General features: G+C 71.8%; 23 protein-coding genes and 1 pseudogene. 12 read left to right on the forward strand and 12 right to left on the reverse strand.

The window, feature by feature from the left end:
- Nucleotides 1–71 precede the first annotated feature (71 nt).
- Nucleotides 72–1,727, reverse strand: a complete 1,656-nt coding sequence (locus DY218_RS12610; RefSeq protein ID WP_128556074.1) for a threonine/serine exporter family protein — start codon at nt 1,725–1,727, stop codon at nt 72–74.
- 149 nt (nt 1,728–1,876) lie between these two features.
- Nucleotides 1,877–2,368 carry an inorganic diphosphatase gene (locus DY218_RS12615; protein ID WP_128556075.1) on the reverse strand — a complete coding sequence of 164 codons (492 nt, stop codon included), beginning with the start codon at nt 2,366–2,368 and terminating at the stop codon, nt 1,877–1,879.
- A gap of 86 nt (nt 2,369–2,454) precedes the next feature.
- Here DY218_RS12615 and dacB point away from each other — a divergent pair, with 86 nt between their 5' ends.
- The 6 genes from dacB to folE all read left to right on the forward strand — a co-directional run bounded on the left by dacB (nt 2,455) and on the right by folE (nt 10,097).
- Nucleotides 2,455–4,035 carry a D-alanyl-D-alanine carboxypeptidase/D-alanyl-D-alanine endopeptidase gene (gene dacB, locus DY218_RS12620; protein WP_407703609.1) on the forward strand — a complete coding sequence of 527 codons (1,581 nt, stop codon included), beginning with the start codon at nt 2,455–2,457 and terminating at the stop codon, nt 4,033–4,035.
- 53 nt (nt 4,036–4,088) lie between these two features.
- Nucleotides 4,089–5,219, forward strand: a complete 1,131-nt coding sequence (locus tag DY218_RS12625; protein WP_128556077.1) for a zinc-dependent metalloprotease — start codon at nt 4,089–4,091, stop codon at nt 5,217–5,219.
- 210 nt (nt 5,220–5,429) lie between these two features.
- Nucleotides 5,430–6,533 (forward strand): tRNA lysidine(34) synthetase TilS, encoded by a 1,104-nt coding sequence (gene tilS, locus DY218_RS12630; protein WP_128556078.1) that lies wholly within the window; start codon nt 5,430–5,432, stop codon nt 6,531–6,533.
- A 40-nt stretch (nt 6,534–6,573) separates the two neighbouring features.
- Entirely contained in the window at nt 6,574–7,113 is a 540-nt protein-coding gene (gene hpt / locus DY218_RS12635; RefSeq protein WP_128556100.1) for a hypoxanthine phosphoribosyltransferase, read from the forward strand.
- A 195-nt stretch (nt 7,114–7,308) separates the two neighbouring features.
- Nucleotides 7,309–9,363, forward strand: a complete 2,055-nt coding sequence (gene ftsH / locus DY218_RS12640; RefSeq protein ID WP_128556079.1) for an ATP-dependent zinc metalloprotease FtsH — start codon at nt 7,309–7,311, stop codon at nt 9,361–9,363.
- A 128-nt stretch (nt 9,364–9,491) separates the two neighbouring features.
- The gene (gene folE, locus DY218_RS12645) at nt 9,492–10,097 is read left to right on the forward strand and encodes a GTP cyclohydrolase I FolE (RefSeq protein WP_128556080.1); all 606 of its coding nucleotides are present in this window, start codon (nt 9,492–9,494) and stop codon (nt 10,095–10,097) included.
- 57 nt (nt 10,098–10,154) lie between these two features.
- On the opposite strand, the gene DY218_RS12650 is transcribed toward folE, so the two are convergent.
- The 5 genes from DY218_RS12650 to folP form a co-directional block, all read right to left on the reverse strand.
- Nucleotides 10,155–10,646, reverse strand: a complete 492-nt coding sequence (locus tag DY218_RS12650; protein WP_128556081.1) for a DUF3180 domain-containing protein — start codon at nt 10,644–10,646, stop codon at nt 10,155–10,157.
- Between the two features lie 136 nt (nt 10,647–10,782).
- Nucleotides 10,783–11,541 carry a 2-amino-4-hydroxy-6-hydroxymethyldihydropteridine diphosphokinase gene (gene folK, locus DY218_RS12655; RefSeq protein WP_233521561.1) on the reverse strand — a complete coding sequence of 253 codons (759 nt, stop codon included), beginning with the start codon at nt 11,539–11,541 and terminating at the stop codon, nt 10,783–10,785.
- Nucleotides 11,427–11,786, reverse strand: a complete 360-nt coding sequence (folB, locus tag DY218_RS12660) for a dihydroneopterin aldolase (protein ID WP_128556083.1) — start codon at nt 11,784–11,786, stop codon at nt 11,427–11,429. The genes folK and folB overlap by 115 nt, the downstream gene beginning before the upstream one ends.
- Before the next feature lie 241 nt (nt 11,787–12,027).
- Nucleotides 12,028–12,519: a nuclear transport factor 2 family protein gene (locus tag DY218_RS12665; RefSeq protein WP_128556084.1), complete on the reverse strand. Its 492-nt coding sequence runs from the start codon at nt 12,517–12,519 to the stop codon at nt 12,028–12,030.
- On the reverse strand, nt 12,516–13,376 hold the full coding sequence (folP, locus tag DY218_RS12670) for a dihydropteroate synthase (RefSeq protein ID WP_128556085.1): 861 nt from the start codon (nt 13,374–13,376) through the stop codon (nt 12,516–12,518). Before folP ends, DY218_RS12665 begins: the two co-directional genes overlap by 4 nt.
- 171 nt (nt 13,377–13,547) lie before the next feature.
- Here folP and DY218_RS12675 point away from each other — a divergent pair, with 171 nt between their 5' ends.
- Nucleotides 13,548–14,654, forward strand: coding sequence for an alpha/beta hydrolase (locus DY218_RS12675; RefSeq protein WP_128556086.1), 1,107 nt, complete (start codon nt 13,548–13,550; stop codon nt 14,652–14,654).
- A 17-nt stretch (nt 14,655–14,671) separates the two neighbouring features.
- Here DY218_RS12675 and DY218_RS12680 read toward each other — a convergent pair whose 3' ends face one another.
- On the reverse strand, nt 14,672–15,853 hold the full coding sequence (locus DY218_RS12680; RefSeq protein WP_128556087.1) for an ABC transporter ATP-binding protein: 1,182 nt from the start codon (nt 15,851–15,853) through the stop codon (nt 14,672–14,674).
- A 148-nt stretch (nt 15,854–16,001) separates the two neighbouring features.
- Between DY218_RS12680 and DY218_RS12685 the strand changes: the two genes are divergently transcribed.
- From DY218_RS12685 to DY218_RS12700, 4 genes are all read left to right on the forward strand, one after another.
- The gene (locus tag DY218_RS12685) at nt 16,002–16,718 is read left to right on the forward strand and encodes an ABC transporter permease (RefSeq protein WP_128556088.1); all 717 of its coding nucleotides are present in this window, start codon (nt 16,002–16,004) and stop codon (nt 16,716–16,718) included.
- A complete protein-coding gene (locus tag DY218_RS12690; RefSeq protein WP_128556089.1) occupies nt 16,715–17,410 on the forward strand; it encodes an ABC transporter permease in 696 nt (231 codons plus the stop codon). Before DY218_RS12685 ends, DY218_RS12690 begins: the two co-directional genes overlap by 4 nt.
- Nucleotides 17,410–18,393 (forward strand): ABC transporter substrate-binding protein, encoded by a 984-nt coding sequence (locus DY218_RS12695; RefSeq protein ID WP_128556090.1) that lies wholly within the window; start codon nt 17,410–17,412, stop codon nt 18,391–18,393. Before DY218_RS12690 ends, DY218_RS12695 begins: the two co-directional genes overlap by 1 nt.
- 193 nt (nt 18,394–18,586) lie before the next feature.
- Complete coding sequence (locus DY218_RS12700; RefSeq protein WP_128556091.1) at nt 18,587–19,741, forward strand: coiled-coil domain-containing protein; 1,155 nt, start codon at nt 18,587–18,589, stop codon at nt 19,739–19,741.
- 70 nt (nt 19,742–19,811) lie between these two features.
- Here DY218_RS12700 and DY218_RS35060 read toward each other — a convergent pair.
- The 3 genes and pseudogenes from DY218_RS35060 to DY218_RS34510 form a co-directional block, all read right to left on the reverse strand.
- A partial coding sequence (locus tag DY218_RS35060) for a PH domain-containing protein (RefSeq protein ID WP_233521562.1) occupies nt 19,812–20,175 on the reverse strand: 364 nt, incomplete at its 5' end.
- 1 nt (nt 20,176) lies between these two features.
- Nucleotides 20,177–21,295, reverse strand: a pseudogene (locus DY218_RS12705) (PH domain-containing protein); the annotation flags it as partial.
- The gene (locus tag DY218_RS34510) at nt 21,292–21,828 is read right to left on the reverse strand and encodes a PH domain-containing protein (RefSeq protein WP_199566709.1); all 537 of its coding nucleotides are present in this window, start codon (nt 21,826–21,828) and stop codon (nt 21,292–21,294) included. The gene DY218_RS34510 and the pseudogene DY218_RS12705, both read right to left, overlap by 4 nt.
- 32 nt (nt 21,829–21,860) lie before the next feature.
- Between DY218_RS34510 and DY218_RS12710 the strand changes: the two genes are divergently transcribed.
- Entirely contained in the window at nt 21,861–23,012 is a 1,152-nt protein-coding gene (locus tag DY218_RS12710; RefSeq protein ID WP_128556092.1) for an NADH-quinone oxidoreductase subunit D, read from the forward strand.
- Here the strand turns inward: DY218_RS12710 and DY218_RS12715 are convergent.
- Nucleotides 22,977–24,062, reverse strand: a complete 1,086-nt coding sequence (locus DY218_RS12715; protein ID WP_128556101.1) for an SAM-dependent methyltransferase — start codon at nt 24,060–24,062, stop codon at nt 22,977–22,979. The genes DY218_RS12710 and DY218_RS12715 overlap by 36 nt on opposite strands.
- Between the last annotated feature and the right edge of the window lie 105 nt (nt 24,063–24,167).

Below are 24,167 nucleotides of genomic sequence, written 5' to 3' on the forward strand. Positions count from 1 at the left end.
CGCCGCGCGGGCGCCACGCCAAGCGCTGACCCGGCCGGGCCGCTCCCGTCGTACGGCGGGGGCGGCCCGGGTCAGAAGCCGCGGGTCCGCTTGGCCGCGCGGCGTCCGGTCGGATCCTCCTGGCCCGGCACCTTGATGAAGAGCCGGGCCATTTCGCTGCCCAGGTTCACGCCGATCGCGATGGCGAGCGCGAGCGCCGCGGCCTTGGAGAGCGAGGCGAGCCCGGCGTTCAGATCGTTCCGGGCGATCTCGAGCAGGCCGAAGTACGTGGCACTACCGGGCAGCAGCGGCCCGATCGCCGCCGTCACGAACGGCAGCGCGGACGCGAACCGGTAGCGCGAGAGCAGCTGCCCGAAGAGCCCCACCAGACCGGCCGCCAGCGCGGTGGCCGCCACCGGCGAGTATCCGCCCGCGGGGGCGATCGCGCCGTATATCACCCAGGCCACCCCGCCGTTCAGGGTCACCAGGAGCACCGTCGAACGTTCCTGCTGGAGCAGGATCGCGAAGGCCAGACTCAGCGACATCGAGACCAGGATCTGGATCACCGGCCGGTTCGGGCTGTGGATCTCGGTCTCCGGATTGAGTCCGGCGTCCAGGACCACTCCGAGATACAGCACCATGAGCACGCCGCAGACGATGCCGACGACCAGATACGCGACCTCCAGCAGCCGCGCGGCAGCGGTGATGTAGTAGCCGGTCAGACCGTCCTGCACGCCCGCGACCAGCGCCCGCCCCGGGATCAGCGCGAAGAGACCACCGGTGATCACCGCGGAGGCCCGTACCCCCGGCAGGTCCCAGAGGCTCATCGCCACACCGACCGCGGCAGGCGGCATCGCGGCCACCACGAACTGGTAGAACTCCGGCATTCCGCGCCCGGCGAGCAGCCAGGCGAACCGGTCGCCGAGCATCGCGCCGATCGCCGCGGCCACGAACACCGCCGCATTGCCGCCGACCAGGACGGAGGCCGATCCGGACAGCAGCCCCGCCGCCGCCGTCAGGGCCCAGCCCGGATACGGGTGGCGGTTCCTGCGGATCGCGGCGAGCCGCCGGTACGCCTCCTCGAGGGTGACGTCGACGTCCTCGTCGCTGATGTCGTGCACAAGCCGGAACACGGCGCCGAGCCGCGTGTAGTCGGTGCCGCGCCGCCGTACCGTCCGCGAGGCCGTCACCGGATCGTCGACCAGGGACGGCTGGTACGAGATCGAGATCAGCGTGAAGGTGACCGTCGGCTCGCATCGGTCGAGCCCATAGCTGCGGCAGACCGCGAACATCGCCGCTTCCACGTCCTCCGCGCCCTCACCGCCCGCGAGCAGCAGCTCGCCGATACGCAGCGTCAGGTCGAGGACGCGCGGCACCGCCGGGCCCTCCTCCTCCGGCCGCTGCGTCGCCTCGGGCGCGGGACGGTCGGCCACCGGAGTGCGCAGCATGGTGCGCATCCGGTCCTGCCAGGGCACGTCCTTGGTGAGCCGGACGATCGGGATGCCCTCGGGCGGTGTGAACGTGACCGCGGCCCGCGTCGCCTCGTACGTCACCGGGGGAGTGAACGCCGAGGACTCCTGCTCGTCCGCCGGAGCCGGCGGGATCTGCAGCCCCTCCGGGATGGTGAACTCCGAGGTCGGATGCTCCTCCTCGGGAACGCCCGGCGCCTCGACTCCGCCGACCGGGGCGAACGCGCTGCGCGCTTCGTCCGACTGCGGTTTGCGGTCGTCCTCCTCGGCCTCGGCCACGGCTGTCGGCTCCTCCTTCCTGCTCCTGGTCACAGGGCTCACGCCCAGTATGCGCACGTACGCACGAACGGGCCGCCCGATCCCCTCAGGGGTCGTGCGGCCCGTCCGTACTAGGACAGTGGGAGGTCTGACTCCTCCCGGCGGGTCGGTCAGTGCCCGCCCTGCGCCTCGTAGCGCTTGTACGACTTCTCGATCTCGGTCTCGGCCTCGGTGCGGCCGACCCAGTCGGCGCCCTCGACGGACTTGCCGGGCTCCAGGTCCTTGTAGACCTCGAAGAAGTGCTGGATCTCCAGGCGGTCGAACTCCGAGACGTGGTGGATGTCCCGCAGGTGCTCCACCCGGGGGTCGGAGGCCGGGACGCACAGCAGCTTGTCGTCGCCGCCGGCCTCGTCGGTCATCCGGAACATGCCGATCGCGCGGCAGGTGATGAGGCAGCCCGGGAAGGTCGGCTCATCCAGGATGACCAGGGCGTCCAGCGGGTCGCCGTCCTCGCCGAGGGTGTTCTCGACGAAGCCGTAGTCGGCCGGGTAGCTGGTGGACGTGAAGAGCCGGCGGTCCAGACGGATCCGACCGGTCTCGTGGTCCACCTCGTACTTGTTCCGCGAACCCTTCGGAATCTCGATCGTGACGTCGAACTCCACCGGTGGCTCCTCCATGATCAGCACATACAACGAGTGATTAAGTGTCCCTCACGCAGGAGTGTGATCGCGAAAGGGGCTGGTCCGAGGTGCCCGAGTCCAAGGCCGGAGGGCCGGCGCAGTGGCTTCGGCAACTCCCGAAGTCCACGACGCCCAGTACGCTCTCGACGCTGAAGCTCACGGCGGGAGCGGCCACCGCCGGCCTGGCACTGGCCGCCGCCGTGGCGACCGCGGCCGGTCCCTGGGACTCAGGCCAGCGTACGGCCGAGCGGGACCGGGCGGTCGCCCAGGAGCGCCTGGGTGGCGCAGATCACGGCTCGACGGGGCGCGGACCGGCGACCGCACCCAGCGCACCCGGCGTGCTCGCGGCGCTCGGCGCCTCGGAGGGTGGCGACGGATCGGGGGGCTCGGTGCCCGCGCCGACCGAGGGCGCGCTCGCCGACGTACTCGAACCGCTCCTGAAGGACTCCGCGCTCGGCCCGGACCGCACCGCCTCGGTGGTCGACGCGGCGACCGGCGACACCGTCTACGGGTCCAAGGCCGGAAAGGCCGTCGTCCCCGCCTCCACCACCAAGATCGCCACGGCGACCGCCGCGCTCGCGGCCCTCGGGCCCGACCACCGCCTGACCACGCGCGTGGTCGCCGAGCAGGGCTCCGACAAGCTGACCCTGGTCGGCGCCGGCGACCCGACCCTGACCGCCCGCAAGGACGCCGACGGGAGCGCGAGCCTGCGGAAGCTGGCGGACGACACGGCCGAGGCGCTGAAGCAGCGTGCGGACGGCGCCGGCGCCGGCAAGGGCGAGAAGGCCGGTAAGGACGGCAAGGGCGGCAAGGGCGGCAAGAAGCCCGCCGGCATCAAGCTCTCGTACGACGTCTCCCGCTACGCCGGCACCGACCAGCACCCCATCGGCCCGAACGACAACCTGGCGCCCGTCACCGCCCTGATGGCCGACGAGGGTCGCCTCGACGACTCCGCCAAGGGCCCGGCCCCGCGCAGCGGCGACCCGGCGGGCGACGCGGCCCGCACCTTCGCGGACCTCCTCGAGGACCGCGGCGTGAAGGTCGACGGACCGCCCGGCGAGCACAAGGCCCCGAAGAAGGCGAAGCCGCTGGCCGAGACCTCTTCCGCGCCGCTGTCCGCCCTGGTCGAGCGGATGCTGACGAACAGCGACAACGACATCGGCGAGGCACTGGCCCGCCAGGTCGCCCTCGAGGGCGGCGAGAAGGCCTCGTTCGCCGGCGCCGAGAAGGCCGTCAAGGCCCGCCTCGGCAAGCTCGGCCTCCCGGTCTCCGGCACCCGCTTCGCCGACGGCAGCGGCCTCGACCGCGACGACCGGATCACCGCCCGGCTGCTCACCGGCCTGCTCGCGGCGGCCGCAGACCCGAAGCGCCCGGAGCTCCGGCCCGTCCTGACCGGCCTGCCCGTCGCCGGATTCACCGGCACCCTCGCGAGCCGCTACGAAGGCGACGGCGCGGCCCCCGGCACCGGCCTGGTCCGCGCCAAGACCGGCACCCTGACCGGCATCAACACCCTCGCAGGGTCGGTCGTGGACGCCGACGGCCGGCTTCTGGTCTTCGCCTTCACGGCCTCCAAGACCGTCGCCCCGCAGGCGGCCCAGGACGCCCTCGACCGCCTCGCCTCCGCCATCGCCAACTGCGGCTGCCGCTGATCCCGGCGCCCCAAGCTCCTCCGTCCGGCCGTTCCAGCACGTACGGTTGACGCATGACGAGCATCGGTGGAGCGGAGATGGTCGACTGGAACCTCGCGGTGGCGACCGCGACCCGGCTCGCGAGGCCGGGTCCCGAGATCGGCCGCGAGGAGGCGCGCGCCGTCGTCGCCGAGCTGCGCGCGCACGCCAAGTCCTCGGAGGAGCACGTCCGTTCCTTCACCAGGATGGCGACGGAAGAGGTGCACGACACCCCCGTCCTCGTGGTGGACCGCCCCGGCTGGGTGCGGGCCAATGTCGCGGGCTTCCGCGAGGTGCTCAAGCCCCTCCTGGACAAGATGCGCGAACGCCGCCCGAGCGGACCCGGCGGCGCGGTCCTCGGCGCGGTCGGCGGCAAGGTCACCGGCGTCGAGGTCGGCATGCTCCTGTCGTTCCTCTCCTCGCGGGTGCTCGGCCAGTACGAGACCTTCGCCCCGCCGAGCCGCGAGCTGCCGGCCGCGGCGGGCGGCGGCCGGCTCCTCCTCGTCGCGCCCAACATCGTCCACGTGGAGCGCGAACTCGACGTGGACCCGCACGACTTCAGGCTCTGGGTCTGCCTGCACGAGGAGACGCACCGCACCCAGTTCACCGGAGTCCCCTGGCTGCGGGACCACCTCGAGGGCGAGATCCAGACTTTTCTCGGTGAGACCGAGGTCGACCCGATGACCGTCCTCGAGCGGCTGCGCGAGGCCGCCGGGGCGCTCGCCGGCAATCGCACGGACCCCTCGGAGACCGACGGCGAGGACGGCGGCCGCTCCCTGGTGGAGCTGGTGCAGACGCCCGAGCAGCGCGAGACGCTCGGCCGCCTCACCGCAGTGATGTCCCTGCTCGAAGGGCATGCGGACTTCGTGATGGACGGCGTCGGACCGGCCGTCGTGCCCTCCGTCGCGGAGATCCGCGAGAAGTTCAAGGAGCGCAGGGCCAAGGGCGCCTCCCGCCTTGACCTGGCACTGCGCAAGCTGCTCGGCCTGGACGCCAAGCTCCGCCAGTACCGGGACGGCGAGCGGTTCGTCCGGGCCGTCGTCGAGGAGGTCGGCATGGACGGCTTCAACCGCGTCTGGACATCACCGAACACGCTGCCCACCAAGGCGGAGATCGCCAAACCGGCGGACTGGGTCGCGCGGGTGCACCGTAAGGCAGAGTCATAGGCCGCTGCGCCCGCGACGGCAGAATGAAGACCCGCCAATCACCCGTCCGAGGGACCGTGGGCTCCCGGTAGGCGTGCGATGCTCGGGGAACGGCTCGCTTCTGTCACCATCGACGCACTCTGTGTGACCGATCTCGAAGGTCCAGGCGCACCGGACCCCCGAGTGACCGAACCGACGCACATTCCCGAACTTCACGAAGGGAACCGGACCATGGGTCCCCATCCTGCGGTCGCGGCGATACGCCTGGCGGTCCGCCGCGTACTCCACGACGTACTGTCCGATCAGGCGGCGCGCGGGTGCGCGGCGCAAACCGTTTCCGCGAACGGCGCCCCTGTCGCGGCGAGCGCCCCCAGCCCCACCCCCACCGTTCCCGCCACCCGCGAAGCGGCCAGGCCGCCGCTCGTGCTCGTGGCGTGCTCCGGCGGCGCCGACTCCATGGCGCTCGCCTCCGCCCTCGCCTTCGAAGCCCCCAAGCTCGGCATCCGCGCCGGCGGCATCACCGTCGACCACGGACTGCAGCCCGGGTCCGACGACCGCGCGGCCGATGTCGTCGCGCGCCTGACCGCGCTGCGCCTCGACCCGGTCGAGTCCGTCGCCGTCGACGTCGGCCGGGACGGCGGCCCCGAGGCCGCCGCCCGTGACGCGCGCTATGCCGCGCTCGACGCCGCCGCCGAGCGCCACGGCGCCGCCGCGGTGCTGCTCGGCCACACCCGCGACGACCAGGCCGAAACCGTTCTGCTCGGCCTCGCCCGCGGCTCCGGCATCCGCTCGCTCTCCGGCATGGCCGCCGTCTCCCCGGGCCGCGGCGCCGCCGCCCGCTACCGCCGTCCCTTCCTGCACCTCGACCGGCAGACCGCCCGCAAGGCCTGCCTGGTCCAGTCGCTGCCCGTCTGGGACGACCCGCACAACGCGGACCCGACGTACACCCGCTCCCGGCTGCGCCACGAGGGCCTGCCCGCCCTGGAGAAGGCGCTCGGCAAGGGCGTCGTCGAGGCCCTCGCCCGTACGGCCCAGCTCTCCCGCGACGATGCCGACGCCCTCGACGACTGGGCCGCCCGCGCCGAGGCCTCGGTCCGCGACGAATCGGGCCGCCTCGAGTGCGCCGGCCTCTACGCCCTGCCCTCCGCCGTGCGACGCCGGATCCTGCGCCGAGCCGCGATCGAGGCCGGTGCGCCCGCCGGTTCGCTCTTCGCCCGGCACATCGAGGAGATGGACCGCCTGATCACCGGCTGGCGCGGCCAGGGAGCCATCAACCTCCCCGGCCGGGTCGAGGCTCAGCGGCAGGGTGGCAGACTGGTCATCCGGCAAGGCTGACCGGCGATGCGAAAGTGATGTGCGGGTGGACGCGAAAGACATGGGCACCGACCTCGAATCGGTACTCCTCACCAAGGAAGAGATCGACGCGAAGCTGGCGGAGCTGGCCGCGAAGATCGACGCGGAGTACGCGGGCAAGGACGTGCTCCTGGTCGGTGTCCTCAAGGGTGCCGTGATGGTCATGGCGGACCTGGCCCGTGCCCTGTCCACCCCCGTCACCATGGACTGGATGGCGGTGTCCTCGTACGGCGCCGGCACCCAGTCGTCCGGAGTGGTGCGGATCCTCAAGGACCTCGACACCGACATCAAGGGCCGGCACGTCCTGATCGTCGAGGACATCATCGACTCCGGCCTGACCCTGTCCTGGCTCCTGTCGAACCTGGGCTCCCGCGAGCCGGCATCCCTCGAGGTCTGCACGCTGCTGCGCAAGCCGGACGCCGCGAAGGTCGACATCGACGTGAAGTGGATCGGCTTCGACATCCCCAACGAGTTCGTCGTGGGATACGGCCTGGACTACGCGGAGAAGTACCGGAACCTGCCGTTCGTCGGCACCCTCGCCCCGCACGTGTACGGCGGCTGACTCCCAAGAGCCCCCGTCCGGGCGCCGGGTAGGCCGGCGGGAACCCTCGTGGCGTTCCCGCCGTTGGAGCATGGGAAGCCAGGATTGTCCGACGTCCCCTGCGGTCGCGGGTGACAATGCTGGGGTACCGTCCGAAGAACAGTCTTTATCAAACTCACTATGGCAGGAGGGACGGGGCGAATCCGCTCCGTATGGATGGACGTGAAGCGATACTTCCGTGGGCCGGTCATGTGGATCGTGCTGGCCGTCCTCGCCGTGGTCGTGTTGATGCAGGTCGTCGGCTCGTCCGGCGGCTACAAGACGGTGGACACCGCCGAGGTCGTCAGGGCCATCAACGACAAGCAGGCGAAGACGGCCAAGCTGACCACCGGTGATGAGAACACCATCAAGGTCGAGTTGAAGGACGGCGCCGACAACGACAAGTACGGCGGCGGCACCAAGATCCAGGCGAGCTACATCGGCGAGCAGGGTCAGCAGCTCGCCCAGACGCTGCAGGAGAACTACCAGAACGGCGACATCGAAGAGGGCTACACGGTCTCGCCGGAGAAGCAGAACCCGTTCGTCGGGATTCTGCTGACTCTGCTGCCGTTCGTCCTGATCATCGTCGTGTTCCTGTTCCTGATGAATCAGATGCAGGGCGGCGGCTCCCGAGTCATGAACTTCGGGAAGTCCAAGGCCAAGCTGATCACCAAGGACACCCCCAAGACGACGTTCTCGGACGTCGCGGGCAGTGACGAGGCGGTCGAGGAGCTCCACGAGATCAAGGAGTTCCTGCAGGAGCCGGCGAAGTTCCAGGCCGTCGGCGCCAAGATCCCCAAGGGCGTCCTGCTGTACGGCCCGCCCGGTACGGGCAAGACGCTGCTCGCGCGCGCCGTCGCGGGCGAGGCGGGCGTCCCGTTCTACTCCATCTCGGGTTCCGACTTCGTCGAGATGTTCGTCGGTGTCGGTGCCTCCCGGGTCCGCGACCTCTTCGAGCAGGCCAAGGCGAACGCCCCGGCGATCGTCTTCGTCGACGAGATCGACGCCGTCGGCCGGCACCGCGGTGCGGGCATGGGCGGCGGCCACGACGAGCGCGAGCAGACGCTGAACCAGCTGCTCGTCGAGATGGACGGCTTCGACGTGAAGGGCGGCGTCATCCTGATCGCCGCCACCAACCGGCCGGACATCCTGGACCCGGCGCTGCTGCGCCCCGGCCGTTTCGACCGCCAGATCGCGGTCGACCGCCCGGACATGCAGGGCCGCCTGGAGATCCTCAAGGTCCACCAGAAGGGCAAGCCGGTCGCCCCGGACGTCGACCTCTCGGCCGTCGCCCGCCGCACCCCGGGCTTCACGGGCGCGGACCTGTCGAACGTCCTGAACGAGGCAGCCCTGCTCACGGCCCGCAGCGACGCGAAGCTGATCGACAACCACTACCTGGACGAGGCGATCGACCGGGTCGTGGCGGGACCGCAGAAGCGGACCCGGATCATGTCGGACAAGGAGAAGAAGATCACCGCGTACCACGAGGGCGGTCACGCCCTGGTCGCGGCGGCTTCACCGAATTCCGACCCGGTCCACAAGATCACGATCCTGTCCCGCGGCAGAGCCCTCGGCTACACGATGGTCCTGCCCGACGAGGACAAGTACTCCACCACGCGGAACGAGATGCTGGACCAGCTCGCCTACATGCTGGGCGGGCGAGCCGCGGAGGAACTGGTCTTCCACGACCCGACCACCGGCGCGGCCAACGACATCGAGAAGGCCACCGCCACGGCCCGGGCCATGGTCACGCAGTACGGCATGACCGAGCGGCTCGGCGCCATCAAGTTCGGCGGTGACAACACGGAGCCGTTCCTCGGACGCGAGATGGGTCACCCGCGCGACTACTCGGAAGAGGTCGCGGCCCTGGTCGACGAAGAGGTCAAGAAGCTCATCGAGACCGCGCACAACGAGGCCTGGGAAATCCTGGTCGAGAACCGGGACGTCCTGGACAATCTCGTCCTCCAGCTCCTGGAGAAGGAGACCCTGGGCAAGGAGGAGATCGCCGAGATCTTCGCGCCGATCGTGAAGCGCCCGGCCCGCCCGGCGTGGACCGGCTCGGCACGGCGTACGCCCTCCACCCGCCCGCCGGTCCTCTCACCCCGCGAACTCTCCCTGACCAACGGGGCGAACGGCACCGCACCCGCGGTCACGGCCGGCCCCGCGGACGCCGCGCCGGCCGACCTCACCAAGGCGGTCGACCCGGTCCCCGAGGAGCGCCCGGAGAGCTGACCCTGCGCCCGGGACCGCGTGCGGTCCCACCGGCCCGGAATGGATGCCGCGCCCCCCTGGTTCTAGCCTGGGGGGCGCGGCGCTTTCGTATGCCCGCCGCAGGCCAGATGGACAGGAACGAGGCACTGATGACCGACCCGGTGACGCTGGACGCTGACGCCCGGATAGGCGAGTTCGACGAGAAGCGGGCCGAGAACGCCGTGCGGGAGCTCCTGACCGCGATCGGCGAGGACCCCGACCGCGAGGGCCTGCGGGAGACCCCGGCCCGGGTGGCCCGGGCGTACCGGGAGCTGCTGGCCGGACTCTGGCAGGAGCCGGAGGACGTCCTGACCACGACCTTCGACCTCGGCCACGACGAGATGGTGCTGGTCAAGGACATCGAGCTGGTGAGCTTCTGCGAGCACCACCTGCTGCCCTTCCACGGAGTCGCGCACGTCGGCTACATCCCGGCCGAGAGCGGCAAGATCACCGGACTGTCGAAGCTGGCCCGCCTCGTCGAGGTGTTCGCCCGCCGGCCGCAGGTCCAGGAGCGGCTGACCACGCAGATCGCCGACTCCCTGATGCGGATCCTCGAGGCCCGTGGCGCGATCGTGGTGATCGAGGCCGAGCACATGTGCATGTCGGTGCGCGGCATCCGCAAGCCCGGTGCCAAGACGACCACTTCGGCCGTGCGCGGGCAGCTGCGGGACGCCACGACCCGCTCCGAGGCGATGAGCCTGATCCTGGCGAAGTGATGCGCGGGCGGCGGCCCGACGGCTGAGACGGCGGTCTGTGCCGTCGCAGACGGTGGACTACGCCGTCGCCGTGCCCTCGCCCGAATCGCTGTCGTCGGAGTCTTCGGGAAGCTTGCAGACCCGCTCGAGGAACAGCGCCACCACGACCACGGCGGCCCCGGCGAGCACCGAGAAGCCCGCGTGGATCGCCTGGTCGCGCCGCGCGGGCACCTCGAGCAGCGAGAGCAGGAACACCCCGACACCGCCGTACACGCCGCAGACCAGCGACGCCACCAGGGCACTCGCCTGCCCGAAGACCAGGGCGCGGGCCGCCATCAGCGGCTCCACGCCCTTGGCCCCCGGCCGGCGCTCGCGCTGGGCGCGCAGCCGGGAGCGGAAGGACAGCGCGGTGGCGAGCAGCACCGCCGCGATGGCGGCGAGGACGATGGGCGCGGCGACGGGGATGCTCGGCAGGGTCCCGAGGGAGTCCCAGAGCCGCGCGCCGGCCCAGGAGATCACCCCGGCCGCCAGGAACAGACCGATGAGCGTCCTGATGCGCAGCAGCTTCACGGCCGCCCCTTCGTCCTGCCGGTGGTCCTCCGGCCGACCGCCGGTGGTCTTCGCCGGTCCGTCGTCCGGTCTCGTCGTACGGCCGCCGCGGTCCCTGGTGCCCCCGGTGCCGCGGCTGCTCAGTAGACCCTAACGACTACTCGGGCAGCCGGAGTTCCAGGTCCACGCGCGGTGCCACGCCCTCGCGGGTGACGGCCTCGAGGAGCTCGGCGACCGGTCCGCGGCCCGGCAGCTGTGCCTCGGGATCCACGTCGTGCCACGGCGCGAGGACGAAGGCGCGCTGGTGCGCCCGCGGGTGCGGCAGGACCAGGTCCGGGTCCTCGGAGAGGACGTCCTGGTACGACACGATGTCGACGTCGATCGTGCGGGGGCCCCAGTGCTCGTCCCGTACTCGGTGGAAGGCCTCCTCGACCGCGTGTGCCCGCTCGAGCAGGGAGGACGGCGGGAGGGTGGTGCGGACGATCGTCACCGCGTTGAAGTACGAGGGCTGGGTGCCCGGCTCGACGCCCCAGGGCTCCGTCTCGTAGACCGGGGAGACCGCCTTGACCCGCAGACCTGGGGTGTCCTCGAGGGCGTCGACCGCGCCCTGCAGGGTCTCCAGGCGGTTGCCCAGATTGCTGCCGAGGGCGATCACCGCGTCCTTGGGGTTGTTCAGCGTCGCGTCGGCCGCGTCGACCTGCTCGACCACGGACGCGGGCACGGGCTGGACGGTCGGATCACCGAAGTCGGGGCGGTCCGGGGACGTGCCGTCGGGGCTGGTCGCCGGGTGGCTTGAGGGCTTCATACTCGGCTCCGGGTGATGGTGATGGTCACGTCGTCGAAGGGCACGGTGATCGGGGCCTCCGGCTTGTGCACGACGACCTCGACCTCCTGCACTCCGTCGTGCTTCAGGCACTGCGCGGCGATGCGCTCCGCGAGCGTCTCGATCAGGTCGACCGGATCGCCCTCGACGACCGCGACGACCTCCTCCGCCACCACGCCGTAGTGCACCGTCTTCGCCAGGTCGTCGTCGGCCGCGGCCGCCCTGGTGTCCAGGCCGAGAACCAGATCCACGACGAAGGTCTGGCCCTCTTCCCGCTCACGGGGGAACACGCCGTGATGCCCGCGGGCCCTGAGGCCGCGCAGCGCGACACGATCCACGCGAATCACTCCTGAAATCGTCGGTCGGTCCGGTCACTGCCGAGTGCGGTCGGCGTACCGGCCACGGTCGAATCTACCTGCGCACTCCGACAGCGCCCGCCCGCGGGGGCTATGGACATCGCGGCCCGCGACTGGTAGCCGCCCATACCCATGAGGCCAGGCTCCCAATCACCGCCGGGCACCCACACACTCGGGCGGCTGAATTGCGACGGGGGCGCCAGGGCCGTGCCGGCGGGCGCCGTCAGGCCGTGCCGTCCTCCGGATCGCCGTCGGTCCCCTCCGGGCCGTCGGGGGACTCGTCCGCCGACTCGGCGAGCACGGGCGACGCGTGGTGCGACCAGAGCTGCCAGCCGTCCGCGGTGCGCCGGAACACATTGGTCGCGACGACGAGCTGGCCGACCAGCGGCCCGAGTTCGGCGCCGTCCTCGGCCGGGCCGCCGCTGAGGATGTTCTCGGTGCAGGTCACCAGGGCGGTGTCGCCGTGCACGGAGACCCGCACATCGGTGAGGAAGAACTGGATGTACTCGGTGTTCGCCATGATCAGGGCGTACGACCTGAGCACCTCGCCGCGGCCGGTGAGCAGCGGCCAGCCGGGGTGCACACAGGAGATGCCGTCGCCCTCGTCGCCGGAGAGCCAGCGGTCCGAGAGCTCGTCGAAGTCGCCGCGTTCCATCGCCTCGTAGTAGGCGGCGTTGGCGGCCTCGACCGCCTCGGTGTCCGCAGGGGACGTCACAGGGCTCCTTCGACGGCGCGGGCGACGCGGACGGCGTCGGCCGTGGCGCGCACCTCGTGCACGCGGACGGCCCAGGCCCCTTCGCGGGCGGCGATGGCGGAGACGGCGGCGGTGGCCGCGTCGCGTTCCCGCGCGGGCGGCGGAGCGCCCTCGGGGCCCGCCAGGATGTGGCCGAGGAATCGCTTGCGGGAGGCGGCGACCAGGACCGGGTGGCCGAGCTCGCGCAGCCGCCGCAGGCCGGCGAGGAGGGCCAGGTCGTGCGGTGCGTTCTTGGCGAAGCCGAGGCCGGGGTCGAGCACGATCCGTTCGGGGGACACCCCGCCGGCGACGACGGCCTCCACGCGCGAGTGGAGCTCGGCGAGCACCTCGGGGACGACGTCGTCGTAGACCGCGCGGTTGTTCATGTCCTCGCTGAAGCCGCGCCAGTGCATCACCACGAAGGGCACTTCCGCGGCGGCCACGACAGGGACCATCGCCGGGTCGGCGAGCCCGCCGCTCACGTCGTTGACGAGGGTCGCACCGGCCGCCAGGGACTGCTCGGCGACCGAGGCGCGCATGGTGTCCACGGAGACGGTGGCGCCCTCCGAGACGAGTCCGCGCACCACCGGGACGACCCGGCGCAGTTCCTCGTCCTCGTCGACCCGAGGGGCGCCGGGACGGGTCGACTCGCCGCCGACGTCGACCAGGTCGGCTCCCTCGGTGACCAGGTCGAGGCCGTGCTTGACGGCCTTCGTGGTGTCGAACCAGCGGCCCCCGTCGGAGAACGAGTCGGGAGTCACATTGACCACGCCCATGACGGCGCAGCGGTCCCAGTGCGGAAGGCCCTCGACGTGGCCGCGGCCAGGCAGCGTACTCATGTGACAAGCGTAGGCCTGGTGGGCGGGGTCTCCGTGCCACCGGGAGTCCGGTGGTCCTGGCCGGGGTGCGGCCGGTGGGGTGCTTTCGGGTTCGCGGGAGAGCGGGAGCGGTCAGATCTGTCTGTACGGGCGGACGCGACCGTCCCGTGGACGCGAGACGAGAGGCACCGCATGACGCTCACCAGCGCCAGGGTCCTGGTGCTCGCCGTGGTGCTCGCCGTGCTCCTGTTCGCGGGCACGGTCTGGCTCTGGCCGCGGCTCGCGGGGCGTACCGTGCGGGCGGTGCTCGGCAGGATCGGGCTGCTCGCCCTCACCCAGGTGACGATCTTCGCCTCGCTCGGTCTGGCCGCGAACCGCTCCTTCGGCTTCTACGCCTCCTGGGCCGACCTCTTCGGGCAGGAGCGCGAGCCCGGCGTCGTCGTCGACCACGACCGCCCTGCCGCCGCACTGAAGGTCACCGGCACCCGCACCGTGAACGTGCCGGGCGGGGCGCGCCCGGCCGAGGGCGGGCAGATCCAGCGGGTCCGCATCGAGGGCCGCCGGTCGGGACTCGCGGCTCTCGCGTACGTCTACGTACCGCCGGAGTACTTCCGCCCGGCCGGCAGTGCGCGGACCTTCCGGGCGGCACTGGTGCTCACCGGCTATCCGGGTACGGCGCGGGCGCTGTTCAAGGGCCTCAAGTACCCGCAGACGGCGCACGCCCTGGCGCACGCCGGGCGCATGCAACCGATGCTCCTGGTGATGATGCGGCCCACGGTGGCCCCGCCCCGGGACACCGAGTGCGTCGACGTGCCCGGCGGGCCGCGGACCGAGACGTTCCTTGCCGAGGATGTGCCGGAGGCGGTGGCCGGGCACTACCGGGTCGGCACCGGCCGCGGCCGGTGGGGCGCCATCGGGAACTCCACCGGCGGTTACTGCGCGCTGAAGTTCGCCCTGCACCATCCCGGCCGGTTCGGCGCGGGAGCGGGGCTCTCGGCCGCGTACCGGGCCCCCGCGGACCCCACCACGGGGGATCTCTTCCACGGCGACCGGAGACTGGAGAAGCGCGCGGATCTGCTGTGGTTCCTGGACCACGAGCCACCGCCGCCGGTCTCGCTGCTGGTCGCCAGCAGCAGGCACGGCGAGGACAACTACCGCGCCACCAGGAGCTTCATCGGCAAGGTACGGCCGCCCGCCCGGGTCTCGTCGATCACGCTGGACAGCGGAGGGCACAACTTCAACACCTGGCGGCGTGAGATCCCGGCGGCCCTGGAGTGGCTCAGCGGCCGCCTGCGCTGAGCGGTACCCGCAGGTCCTCAACTGCCCCTGACCGTCTCGAGTTCCACCTCCGCGCGCGTGATGTCCCGGGCGTCCGCGGCGGTCGAACGGCGCAGCGCCTCGTGCAACGTCGCCGGAGTGAGTACGCCCCGGAAGTGGCCCACCGAGTCCTCGTCGATCACGGCGATCCAGCCCGCGTCGTGCTGCAGCATCGTGGCGAACGCCTGCTTGAGCGAGGCGCCGACCGGCAGCCAGGCCTCCATACGGCGCGCGTGTTCGCGCACCGTGCCGGGCTTGTCGCCCAGGGCGCCCGCCTTGGCCTGCTCGGCGGAGAGCCAGCCGTGCAGCTGGTCGTCGGCGTCCAGGACCACGGCCCAGCGTGCGTCCTCGGCGCGCAGCTGTTCGGCGGCTCGGTCCAGCGGGTCGTCGAGGCGTACGACCGGGGGCTGTTCGAGGTCGCCGGGCTCGATGGGGGTGACGGAGAGCCGCTTGAGGCCGCGGTCGGCGCCGACGAAGTCGGCCACGTAGTCCGTCGCCGGGGTGCCGAGGACCGCGGCGGGTGCGTCGTACTGCTCGATGCGGCCCTCGCCGTAGACGGCGATGCGGTCGCCGAGGCGTACGGCCTCCTCGATGTCGTGGGTGACGAACAGGACGGTCTTGCGTACGGCGGCCTGGAGGCGCAGGAATTCGTTCTGCAGGTGCTCGCGGACCACCGGGTCGACCGCGCCGAACGGCTCGTCCATCAGCAGCACCGGCGGGTCGGCGGCGAGCGCGCGGGCCACCCCCACTCGCTGCCGCTGGCCGCCGGACAGCTGGTCGGGGTAGCGGTCCCCGTACACCGACGGGTCGAGGCCGACCAGGTCGAGGAGTTCGGCGGCGCGGTCGCGGCCCTTGCCGCGCTTCCAGCCGAGCAGATGCGGGACGGTCGCGGTGTTCTCCAGGACCGTCTTGTGCGGGAAGAGGCCGACCTGCTGGATGACGTAGCCGATGCGGCGCCTGAGTTCGACGGCGTCGACGTCGGATATGTCCTCGTCCTGGAGGAGGATGCGGCCCGACGTCGGTTCGATCAGCCGGTTCACCATTTTCATGGTGGTGGTCTTTCCACAGCCGGACGGGCCGACGAGCGTGACCAGTTCACCCTCGGCGACCTCGAAGGACAGATCGTCGACGGCCGTGGTGCCGTCGGGATACCGCTTGGTGACGTGCTCGAACCGGATCATGACTCCCCATTGTGGTGGGTGTTGTGTGACAGCCATGTTGCTGCAATACAACGGCTGTGGACGAGGCTCGGCGATTGTCGGTGGTCGGGTTTAGGGTCACCAGACGAATCGCGGACGACCGTTTCGGGACAGCGGGGAGGCGGGGGGAATGGCGGGCCAGAGCTGCCTGGTGGCGAACGACTGGGTGTGCGGCGAGTATGTCCGCTCCCGCAGCCAGGAGTTGATCGACGCCACCGTCGAGCACATCGGGATCACTGCCGCATCCGTCCTCATCGGCCTTGCGGTGGCGCTGCCGCTCGCGCTGCTGGCCCGCTCCGGACGCCGCTTCGCCGGCCCGGTGCTCGGCCTGACGACCGCGCTGTACTCGCTGCCGTCGCTCGCGATGTTCTCGCTGCTGCTGCCGGTGTTCGGGCTCTCGGTCGCGCTCGTGGTCACCGGCCTCGTCCTGTACTCGCTCACGGTCCTGGTGCGGAACATCCTGGCGGGCCTCGAGGCGGTGCCCGACGATGCCCGGGAGGCCGCGCGCGGCATGGGGTACGGCCCGTGGCGGCTCCTCTGGGAGGTCGAACTCCCGCTTGCGCTGCCCGCGTTGATGGCCGGCGTGCGGATCGCCACGGTGTCGACCGTCGCCCTGACCACGGTGGGCGCGATCGTGGACTACGGCGGCCTCGGCGGCCTGATCATGTCCGGCCTGCGCACCGACTTCAAGGCACAGGTGCTGACCGCGTCCGTGCTCTGCGTACTGCTTGCGGTGGTGGCGGATCTGCTCCTCCTGGCCCTGCAGCGATGGCTCACCCCCTGGACCCGAATACGTCGCGGCCGCGCTCGCCGCACCCCGGTGGAGAAGGTGGCGCAGGCGGTATGAACGCGATATCGGGTGCCTACGACTGGCTGAGCACGAGTGACAACTGGCAGGGCGAGAAGGGCGTGTGGAACCGCCTGGGGGAGCACCTCTACTTCAGCGGCACCTGCCTGCTCGTCGCCTGCCTGATCGCCCTGCCGATCGCGCTGTATCTGGGGCACATCGGCAAGGGCGGCGCCCTCGCGATCAACATCTCGAACGTGGGCCGCGCCGTCCCGACCCTCGCGGTGCTCGTGCTGCTCTCGCTCACCCCGCTCGGTACGTACGAGGACGTGCCGACGCTCATCGCCCTCGTGCTGTTCGCGGTGCCGCCGCTGCTGACCAACGCCTATCTCGGGATGCGCGAGGTGGACAGGTCGGTGGTGGAGGCCGCGCGCGGCATGGGCATGAGCGGCCGGCAGGTCTTCGTACGGGTCGAACTCCCGCTGGCCTACCCGCTGATCATGACCGGACTCCGCTCGGCCGCGGTGCAGGTGGTCGCCACGGCGACGCTTGCGGCGATGGCGGGCGAGGGCGGACTCGGCCGGATCATCACGGCCGGATTCAATCTGCGGGACACTCCGCAGGTGGTCGCCGGTGCGTTTCTGGTCGCGGTGCTCGCGCTGTGCGTGGAGGCTGTACTGGTGGCGGGCGGGCGGCTGTTCGACCCGATGCGCCGTCGCACTCAATCTCTCTCTTTGAACGGTGGTTCCTGATGCACAAGTACCGGCGCGGCACCCGCGTGGCCTCGGCGGCGGTCGCCGTACTCGCCCTGACGGCGGGCCTCGCCGCCTGCGGCGGTGACAGCCTGGAGGGCGACGACGGGGGCAAGGACTCCGGCAAGGACGGCGGTTCGTCGGCCAAGGGCAGGATCGTGGTGGGCTCCGCGGGATTCACCGAGTCCAAGGTGATGGCCGAGCTCTACAGCCGGATACTCGCCGACGCCGGTTACGAGACATCCATCAAGACCGTCGAGAACCGCGAACTCTACGAACCGGCCCTGGCGAAGGGCCAGATCGACGTCGTCCCGGAATACGCGGCGACCCTCGCCGAATTCCTCAACACGGAGAAGAACGGCCCGGATGCGAAGCCGGTCGCCTCCAGCGATGTCGAGGACACCGTCGCCGCCCTCGAGAAGCTCGCCGGGCCGCGCGGTCTGAAGGTGCTGCCCGCGGGCAAGGCCGTCGACCAGAACGCCTTTGCGGTCACGAAGGACTATGCGAAGAAGAACGGCCTCAAGACGCTCTCGGATCTCGGGAAGAAGGATCTGAAGGTGAAGATCGCGGCGGGTGACGAATGCGAGGTCCGCCCGTTCTGCGCCCCGGGTCTGAAGAAGACGTACGGAATCGACGTCACCGGAATCGACCCGAAGGGCGTCGGCACTCCGCAGGCCAAGCAGGCGGTGAAGGACGGCACCGATCAGCTGGTCCTCACCACCACCACGGACGCGACCCTGGAGAACTTCGGCCTGGTCCTGCTCGACGACGACAAGAAGCTGCAGAACGCGGACAACATCCTCCCGGTGGTGAACGCCAAGGACGCGGGCGGCAAGGAGATAGCCGACGCCCTCGGAAAGCTCACCGAGACGCTCACCACGGAGGACCTCGTCGTGCTCAACAGGAAGGTGGACGCGGAGCGAGTCAAGGAGGCCGACGCGGCAAAGGACTACCTCGAGTCCAAGGGGCTGATCGGCAAGTAGTCGGTAGCCGGTAGCGGCGCGGGTGGTCGGCCGGTCACGGGGGTCCGGCCGACCACCCGTGGCAAGTCCGGTGGCCGAGTACCCGAGGAGTGGCAGTCAAGTGGCCGAAACACGCGCGTCTTTACGTAACCGCAAGGGAACAGATTGGCGGGCGGGGCTTCACAGGCTGCGCACGCGCGGTAAGTTTCTGGCCATGCCACGAGGACGTCACCGCCATTCCCCACCGCTGCACCGGCTGCTGCCCCCCTCGACGATCGCGGGCGCGTCCGTACTGTGCGCGTCCGGCGCCTGGCTGTTCGCGGATCCGGTGATTCTGCGCTCCCTCGCCGCGGCCGCCGCAGGCGCCGCGGTGGTCGGTGCCGTGGTGATGCGCCGCTGGGACCGTATGGCGGGCAAGCAGGTGGCCGAGCTGACCCGTGCCCGCGCCAGTGACGAGTGGCGGCACGAGGAGCAGGTGGCGGAGCTGGAGTCCGACGTCGAGGAGTCCCGCGAGCTGCGCACCCGCCTGGAGCACAAGCTCCGCGCCAAGCGGGGCGAACTGGCCGCGCTGCGCGGCGAGCACGCGGCCCTCCTTCGGCGGTACGCGACGGCGGAGACCGAGCGCGCGAGCGCGCTCGAGGGCCGCAGGCGGCTGGCGATCGAGGCCTCCGCCCCGGCCAAGGCACTGCCGCCCGGCGGCAGCGGTCCGGACCGCGGCGGCTCGCGCGGCACCGAGTCCGGCACCCTCAGCCCTTCGCTCTACCTGCGCGCAGGCGTGGCCCTCGACAACCTCACGCGCAACGGCGCGGACCAGGCCAACGGCGCGGCACGCCAGGCGGGTTCGACCGGAGCGTCCGCGGCGTCCGACAAGTCCTCGCCCTCCGACAAGGCCTCGCCCTCCGGCGACGCGCAGGCCTCCGGCGACGACCCGGCCGACGCCTCCTCGCACGACCGGGCATCCGCGACCGGGACGCCGGCCCCGGAGCAGCGCATGGTGCCCGCGCAGGGCGCGGTGTCCGCGGCGGCGGCCGTCGTGCCGCACCGGCCGCGGCGGGTGACGGCCGTGGGCGGCTTCGACTTCTTCGGCACGAAGGACGCCCCCGAGGAGGGGCACAGCGGCGGCGACGGTACGGAGCACCCCGCCGAGCCGCTCGGCGCGGCCACGGAAGACGTACCGGACGACGTGCAGAACGAGGACCTGGCGGACGTGGTCGGCGCGGAGGCGCTGGCGATCCACAAGGCGGAGTCCGAGGCCGAGTTCCCGGCCGCGGGCGCCGAGGAGCGCGGCGTGGGCCAGGTCATCGACCTCACGGCGCACGACGAGACCGAGCAGCTCGACGTGGCGGAGCTGCGCTCGGCGATCTCCTGAGCCGACGGCCCGAGCCGATCCTGAGCCGACGGCCCGAGCCGAAAGACCGCCCGGGCCCTGCGGACACGACTCAAGCCATCCACCGATCCGGCCGGGCCGTCCGCCGCCCCGTGCGGGAGCGGTCCGCCTGGGAGTGCAGCAGTTCCGCGGCCTCGTCCGCGCCCCGCAGCCGCGCCGCGACCGTCGTGTTCGCGCCCGTCTCCACATGGATGTCCGCCACCGACCTGCGGCGCATCCACGGCCCTTGGAGCAGCCGCACGCTCTGCACCTTCGCATGCGGTACGAGGGCGAGTGTGCGGGTGAGCCGTCCGTGCCGGGACGCGAACACGGTGTCGGTGACGGCGAGTCCGTGCCCCCGCCACCACACGGGCATGCACCAGGCGGCGCGGGCGGGCGGCGCGGACAGTTCAGCCGGCACGGTCACGCCCGGCAGGNGGCGGGCGGCGCGGACAGTTCAGCCGGCACGGTCACGCCCGGCAGGATCCGTGTGATCAGGGCCTCCGCGACCTCGCGCGGGGCGACCGGCACAAGAAGGTCGTTGGACGAGCCCGCCACGTCCAGTTCGACTCGGACCCAGCCGCGCCGCCGCCACAGCAGCGGCTCGACGATCCGTACGGTCTGCACACGGCCGGGCGGCACCGTCTCATGGGCCTTGTCGAGCAGCCCGTGATCGATCCGCAGTCCGTCCGGTGAGTCGCCGACGGTCCAGTCGTACTCCTTCACGTACCGCCCCACCGTGCTGGCGAAGGCGGCGCCGAGCAGCGGGATGCCGGTGCCGATGAGCAGGCCGACGCTGTGCGTGGTGAACCACAGGACCGGTGGTCCGGCCAGCGCCGCGAGCAGCAGCATCCAGCTGGACCCCGTGAGCAGCAGTGCGACGAGCAGCTTGCGCGGGGGTACGTGCAGCAGTTGTTCGGCGGGGGCCTCGCCGATGTCATTGGCGGTCTCGGGGGCGAAACCGGCGGCACGGGCGAGCAGTTCGGCGCGCAGCGCGCGGGCGTCCGCGTCGGACAGGAAGGCCAGCTCGTCCTTGGAGGCGGTGCCGATGACGTCCATCTTCAGCTTGGCGACGCCCAGGAAGCGGGCAAGCAGCGGCTGGTTGACGTCGACGGCCTGCAGCCGGTCGAGCCGGATGTGGGCGGTACGCCGGAAGATCAGGCCGGTCCGGATGCGCAGCTCGGTCTCGGTGACCGAGAAATGGGTGAACCACCAGCTCAGGAAGCCGTAAAGGGCCGCCGCCGCAAGCAGGATGCCCAGGCCGATCAGGAGATGGGTGCCGGTGAGGTCGGAGAGCCGGCGCTGAGCCTGGTCGAAGTCGTGCACGGCCCAGCCGACGAGCACGGCGACCGGCGCCCAGGCGCGGCGCAGCGGCGTGACGGGGTGCAGCCGGCGTTCGGCGCCGGAGTCCTGGCCGGGGGTGTCCGTGGCGTCGGGTGCGTCTGCGGCGTCGGGTGCGTCTGTGGCGTCGAGTCCGTCCGCGGTGCCGGGTGCGTCCGCCGGCCCGGGCCCGGTACCGGTGCCGGGGCTCGTGCCGGGCGCCTGTTCGCTGTTCACAGCCCCGCCGAACGGGCCTCGCCCAGCTCGGTCAGCCGGTCCCGCAGGCGTTCCGCCTCGGCCGGCTCGAGTCCCGGGATCGTCGCGTCGGTCGCCGCCGCGGCCGTGTGCAGCTGCAGGCTGGCCAGCCCGAACTTCCGCTGGAACGGCCCCGACTCGACCTCGACGAGCTGCATCCGCCCGTACGGCACCACGGTCTGCTCGTGCCAGAGCACGCCGCGCTGGATCAGCAGGTCGTCCGCCCGCTCCGCGTATCGCCAGGAGCGCCAGTTGCGTCCGAGCAGCGGCCAGCCCCAGGCAAGGAGACCGAGCGGGATCAGCGCGAACACCGCCCACACGGGCCCGGCGAAGACGCCCGGCAGCACGCCGGCCGCCACCGCGAGCGGCACCATCCACAGCACGAGGAGCAGCCGCCGCATCCGCAGCATCGCGTGCGGCAGCCCGGTCCAGACGGGCTCGGCCTGCGGCACCCGTTCGTGCTGCGGGACCGGCTCGTCCCGGTCGTCGGCGGCGTCCGTCATCCCCGTATCCATGCATCCACCCTATGTACGAGAGACTGTCCGCCATGAGTCCCAAGACGGAGACCACGGTCGGCATCGGCGGCGCCGCGGAGAGCACCGACATGGTGCTCAACATCGGCCCGCAGCATCCGTCCACCCATGGTGTGCTGCGCCTGCGTCTCGTCCTCGACGGCGAGCGGATCCTGGATGCGGAGCCGGTGATCGGCTACATGCATCGGGGAGCCGAGAAGCTCTTCGAGGCGCGTGACTACCGGCAGATCATCATGCTCGCGAACCGCCACGACTGGCTCTCCGCGTTCTCCAACGAGCTCGGTGTGGTCCTCGCCGTCGAGCGGATGCTCGGGATGGAGGTCCCGGAGCGGGCCGTCTGGCTGCGGACGCTGCTCGCCGAGCTCAACCGCGTACTCAATCACTTGATGTTCCTTGGCTCGTACCCGCTCGAACTGGGCGGAATCACCCCGGTGTTCCACGCCTTCCGGGAGCGTGAGGAGCTCCAGGCGGTGCTCGAGGAGGTGTCCGGCGGCCGGATGCACTTCATGTTCAACCGGGTCGGCGGCCTCAAGGAGGATCTTCCGCTCGGTTGGACGTCGCGGGCCCGGGACGCGGTTGCCTCGGTCCGCTCGCGGATGGACGTCTACGACCGTCTGGTGCTCGGGAACGAGATCTTCCGCGGCCGTACCAGGGGCGTGGGCGCACTCACCGCGGAGACCGCGCACGCCTACGGAGTGAGCGGGCCCATCGCGCGCGCCTCCGGCGTCGACTTCGACCTCAGGCGCGACGAACCGTATCTGGCGTACGGGGAGCTGCAGTCCGTCCTCAAGGTGGTCACCCGGCAGGAGGGCGACTGTCTGGCCCGCTTCGAGTGCCTCCTGGAGCAGAGCCACAATGCCCTCGACCTCGCCGACGCCTGCCTCGACCGGCTCGCCGACCTGCCGCCCGGCCCGGTGAACCAGCGGCTGCCGAAGGTCCTCAAGGCCCCCGAGGGCCATACGTACGCATGGACCGAGAATCCGCTCGGTATCAACGGCTACTACCTGGTGTCCAAGGGCGAGAAGACTCCGTACCGGCTCAAGCTGCGTTCCGCCTCGTACAACAACATCCAGGCCCTCGCCGAGCTGTTGCCGGGCACCCTGGTCTCCGACATGGTGGCGATCCTCGGCTCACTGTTCTTCGTGGTCGGGGACATCGACAAGTAGCCCGGCGAGCAGTCCGGGCGTCACGGCGACGGGCTGTGCCAGCCAGCCGAAGTCGCCGAGTCCGCCGCGCGCCGTGAGCTCGGCCGCCTCGCCCGCGGACGCGAGCGCCCGCACGTACGCCGTCGGGTCGGTGGCGGCCAGGGACAGCGGGGGGCGTGCCCCGGAGACGCCGAGCGCGGCGAGCGCGGCCCGCTGGCTGGTGAGGACCGGCTGCCGGCCGCCCGCCCGGAGCGACCCGGCCGCCGCGCAGGCGTCGAGGGCGACGTGCGCCGTGATGTCGCAGGAACCGTCGGGCACGGGACGGCACTCGCGTCCTTCGCGGAAGCCGGTGAGAGTGCCGAAGGCGGGACGGTCCACGCGCGCGTGTGCGTAGTCGGCGGCGACCGCGAGGCCGGCCGAGAGGCTGCCGACGGCGGCCGCCCAGGCTTCGTCCCGGGTACGGCCCGGCTCGGCGCGCAGGCCGGGCTCGGCGCCGAGCGGCCACCAGCGCTCCAGCCAGCGGGCGTCGGCGTCGGTGGGCGGGCCGGCGAGGGTCTCGGTGCCGTCGGCGGTGACGTGGACGAGGCGGGGGCGGCCGTCGGGGGCGGTCTCGACGACGTCCAAGGGGACGTTGTCCAGCCATTCGTTGGCGAAGAGCAGGCCCGTGACGCCCTCGGGAGGCGTGCCGGTCCATTCGATCCGCGGGTCGTCGAGGGCGGCCGGGCGGGCCGCGCGTTCCACCGCCCACGCGCGCGTGCGGGACGCCACGGTGGCCGGCAGCGCCGCCAGGACGCCGGTCGTCAACTCGCCGTGCCCGGCGCCCAGATCGACGAACGCGAGCTCGTCCGGATGCCCGAGCGCCTCGTCCACGCGGCACAGCAGCCGCGCGACCGCGGCCGCGTACAGCGGTGAGGCGTGGACGGAGGTACGGAAGTGGCGGCCGGGGCCCTCGGCCCGGAGATAGAAGCCGTCCGGGCCGTAGAGCGCCGCCTCGGCCGCCTCGCGCCAGCCGGTCGGTCCGCCCGCAGGGGTCGGCCCGTCCGCACCGGCCGGCCCGCCACCGCTCGTCATATCCGTGGTCACGACAACGAGGTTAGGCCGCGCGCCCGGCGATGCAGGTCGGGCCACTGGACCGGCAGCCTCCACCTTGGGGAGTACGTGGCGGACGCAGGGATC

Source organism: Streptomyces triticagri (genome assembly GCF_003429565.1).
GTDB lineage: Bacteria > Actinomycetota > Actinomycetes > Streptomycetales > Streptomycetaceae > Streptomyces > Streptomyces triticagri.

Excerpts from the sequence above, each read along its gene's own strand:
- DY218_RS12710 (WP_128556092.1), top strand. The coding sequence starts at position 21,861 with ATGAGTCCCAAGACGGAGACCACGGTCGGCATCGGCGGCGCCGCGGAG.
- DY218_RS34510 (WP_199566709.1), bottom strand. The coding sequence starts at position 21,828 with ATGGATACGGGGATGACGGACGCCGCCGACGACCGGGACGAGCCGGTC.
- DY218_RS12625 (WP_128556077.1), top strand. The coding sequence starts at position 4,089 with ATGACGAGCATCGGTGGAGCGGAGATGGTCGACTGGAACCTCGCGGTG.
- DY218_RS12685 (WP_128556088.1), top strand. The coding sequence starts at position 16,002 with ATGGCGGGCCAGAGCTGCCTGGTGGCGAACGACTGGGTGTGCGGCGAG.
- folP (WP_128556085.1), bottom strand. The coding sequence starts at position 13,376 with ATGAGTACGCTGCCTGGCCGCGGCCACGTCGAGGGCCTTCCGCACTGG.
- DY218_RS12675 (WP_128556086.1), top strand. The coding sequence starts at position 13,548 with ATGACGCTCACCAGCGCCAGGGTCCTGGTGCTCGCCGTGGTGCTCGCC.
- ftsH (WP_128556079.1), top strand. The coding sequence starts at position 7,309 with ATGGACGTGAAGCGATACTTCCGTGGGCCGGTCATGTGGATCGTGCTG.
- hpt (WP_128556100.1), top strand. The coding sequence starts at position 6,574 with ATGGGCACCGACCTCGAATCGGTACTCCTCACCAAGGAAGAGATCGAC.
- tilS (WP_128556078.1), top strand. The coding sequence starts at position 5,430 with ATGGGTCCCCATCCTGCGGTCGCGGCGATACGCCTGGCGGTCCGCCGC.
- DY218_RS12700 (WP_128556091.1), top strand. The coding sequence starts at position 18,587 with ATGCCACGAGGACGTCACCGCCATTCCCCACCGCTGCACCGGCTGCTG.
- DY218_RS12690 (WP_128556089.1), top strand. The coding sequence starts at position 16,715 with ATGAACGCGATATCGGGTGCCTACGACTGGCTGAGCACGAGTGACAAC.
- DY218_RS12680 (WP_128556087.1), bottom strand. The coding sequence starts at position 15,853 with ATGATCCGGTTCGAGCACGTCACCAAGCGGTATCCCGACGGCACCACG.
- DY218_RS12715 (WP_128556101.1), bottom strand. The coding sequence starts at position 24,062 with ATGACGAGCGGTGGCGGGCCGGCCGGTGCGGACGGGCCGACCCCTGCG.
- DY218_RS12695 (WP_128556090.1), top strand. The coding sequence starts at position 17,410 with ATGCACAAGTACCGGCGCGGCACCCGCGTGGCCTCGGCGGCGGTCGCC.
- folE (WP_128556080.1), top strand. The coding sequence starts at position 9,492 with ATGACCGACCCGGTGACGCTGGACGCTGACGCCCGGATAGGCGAGTTC.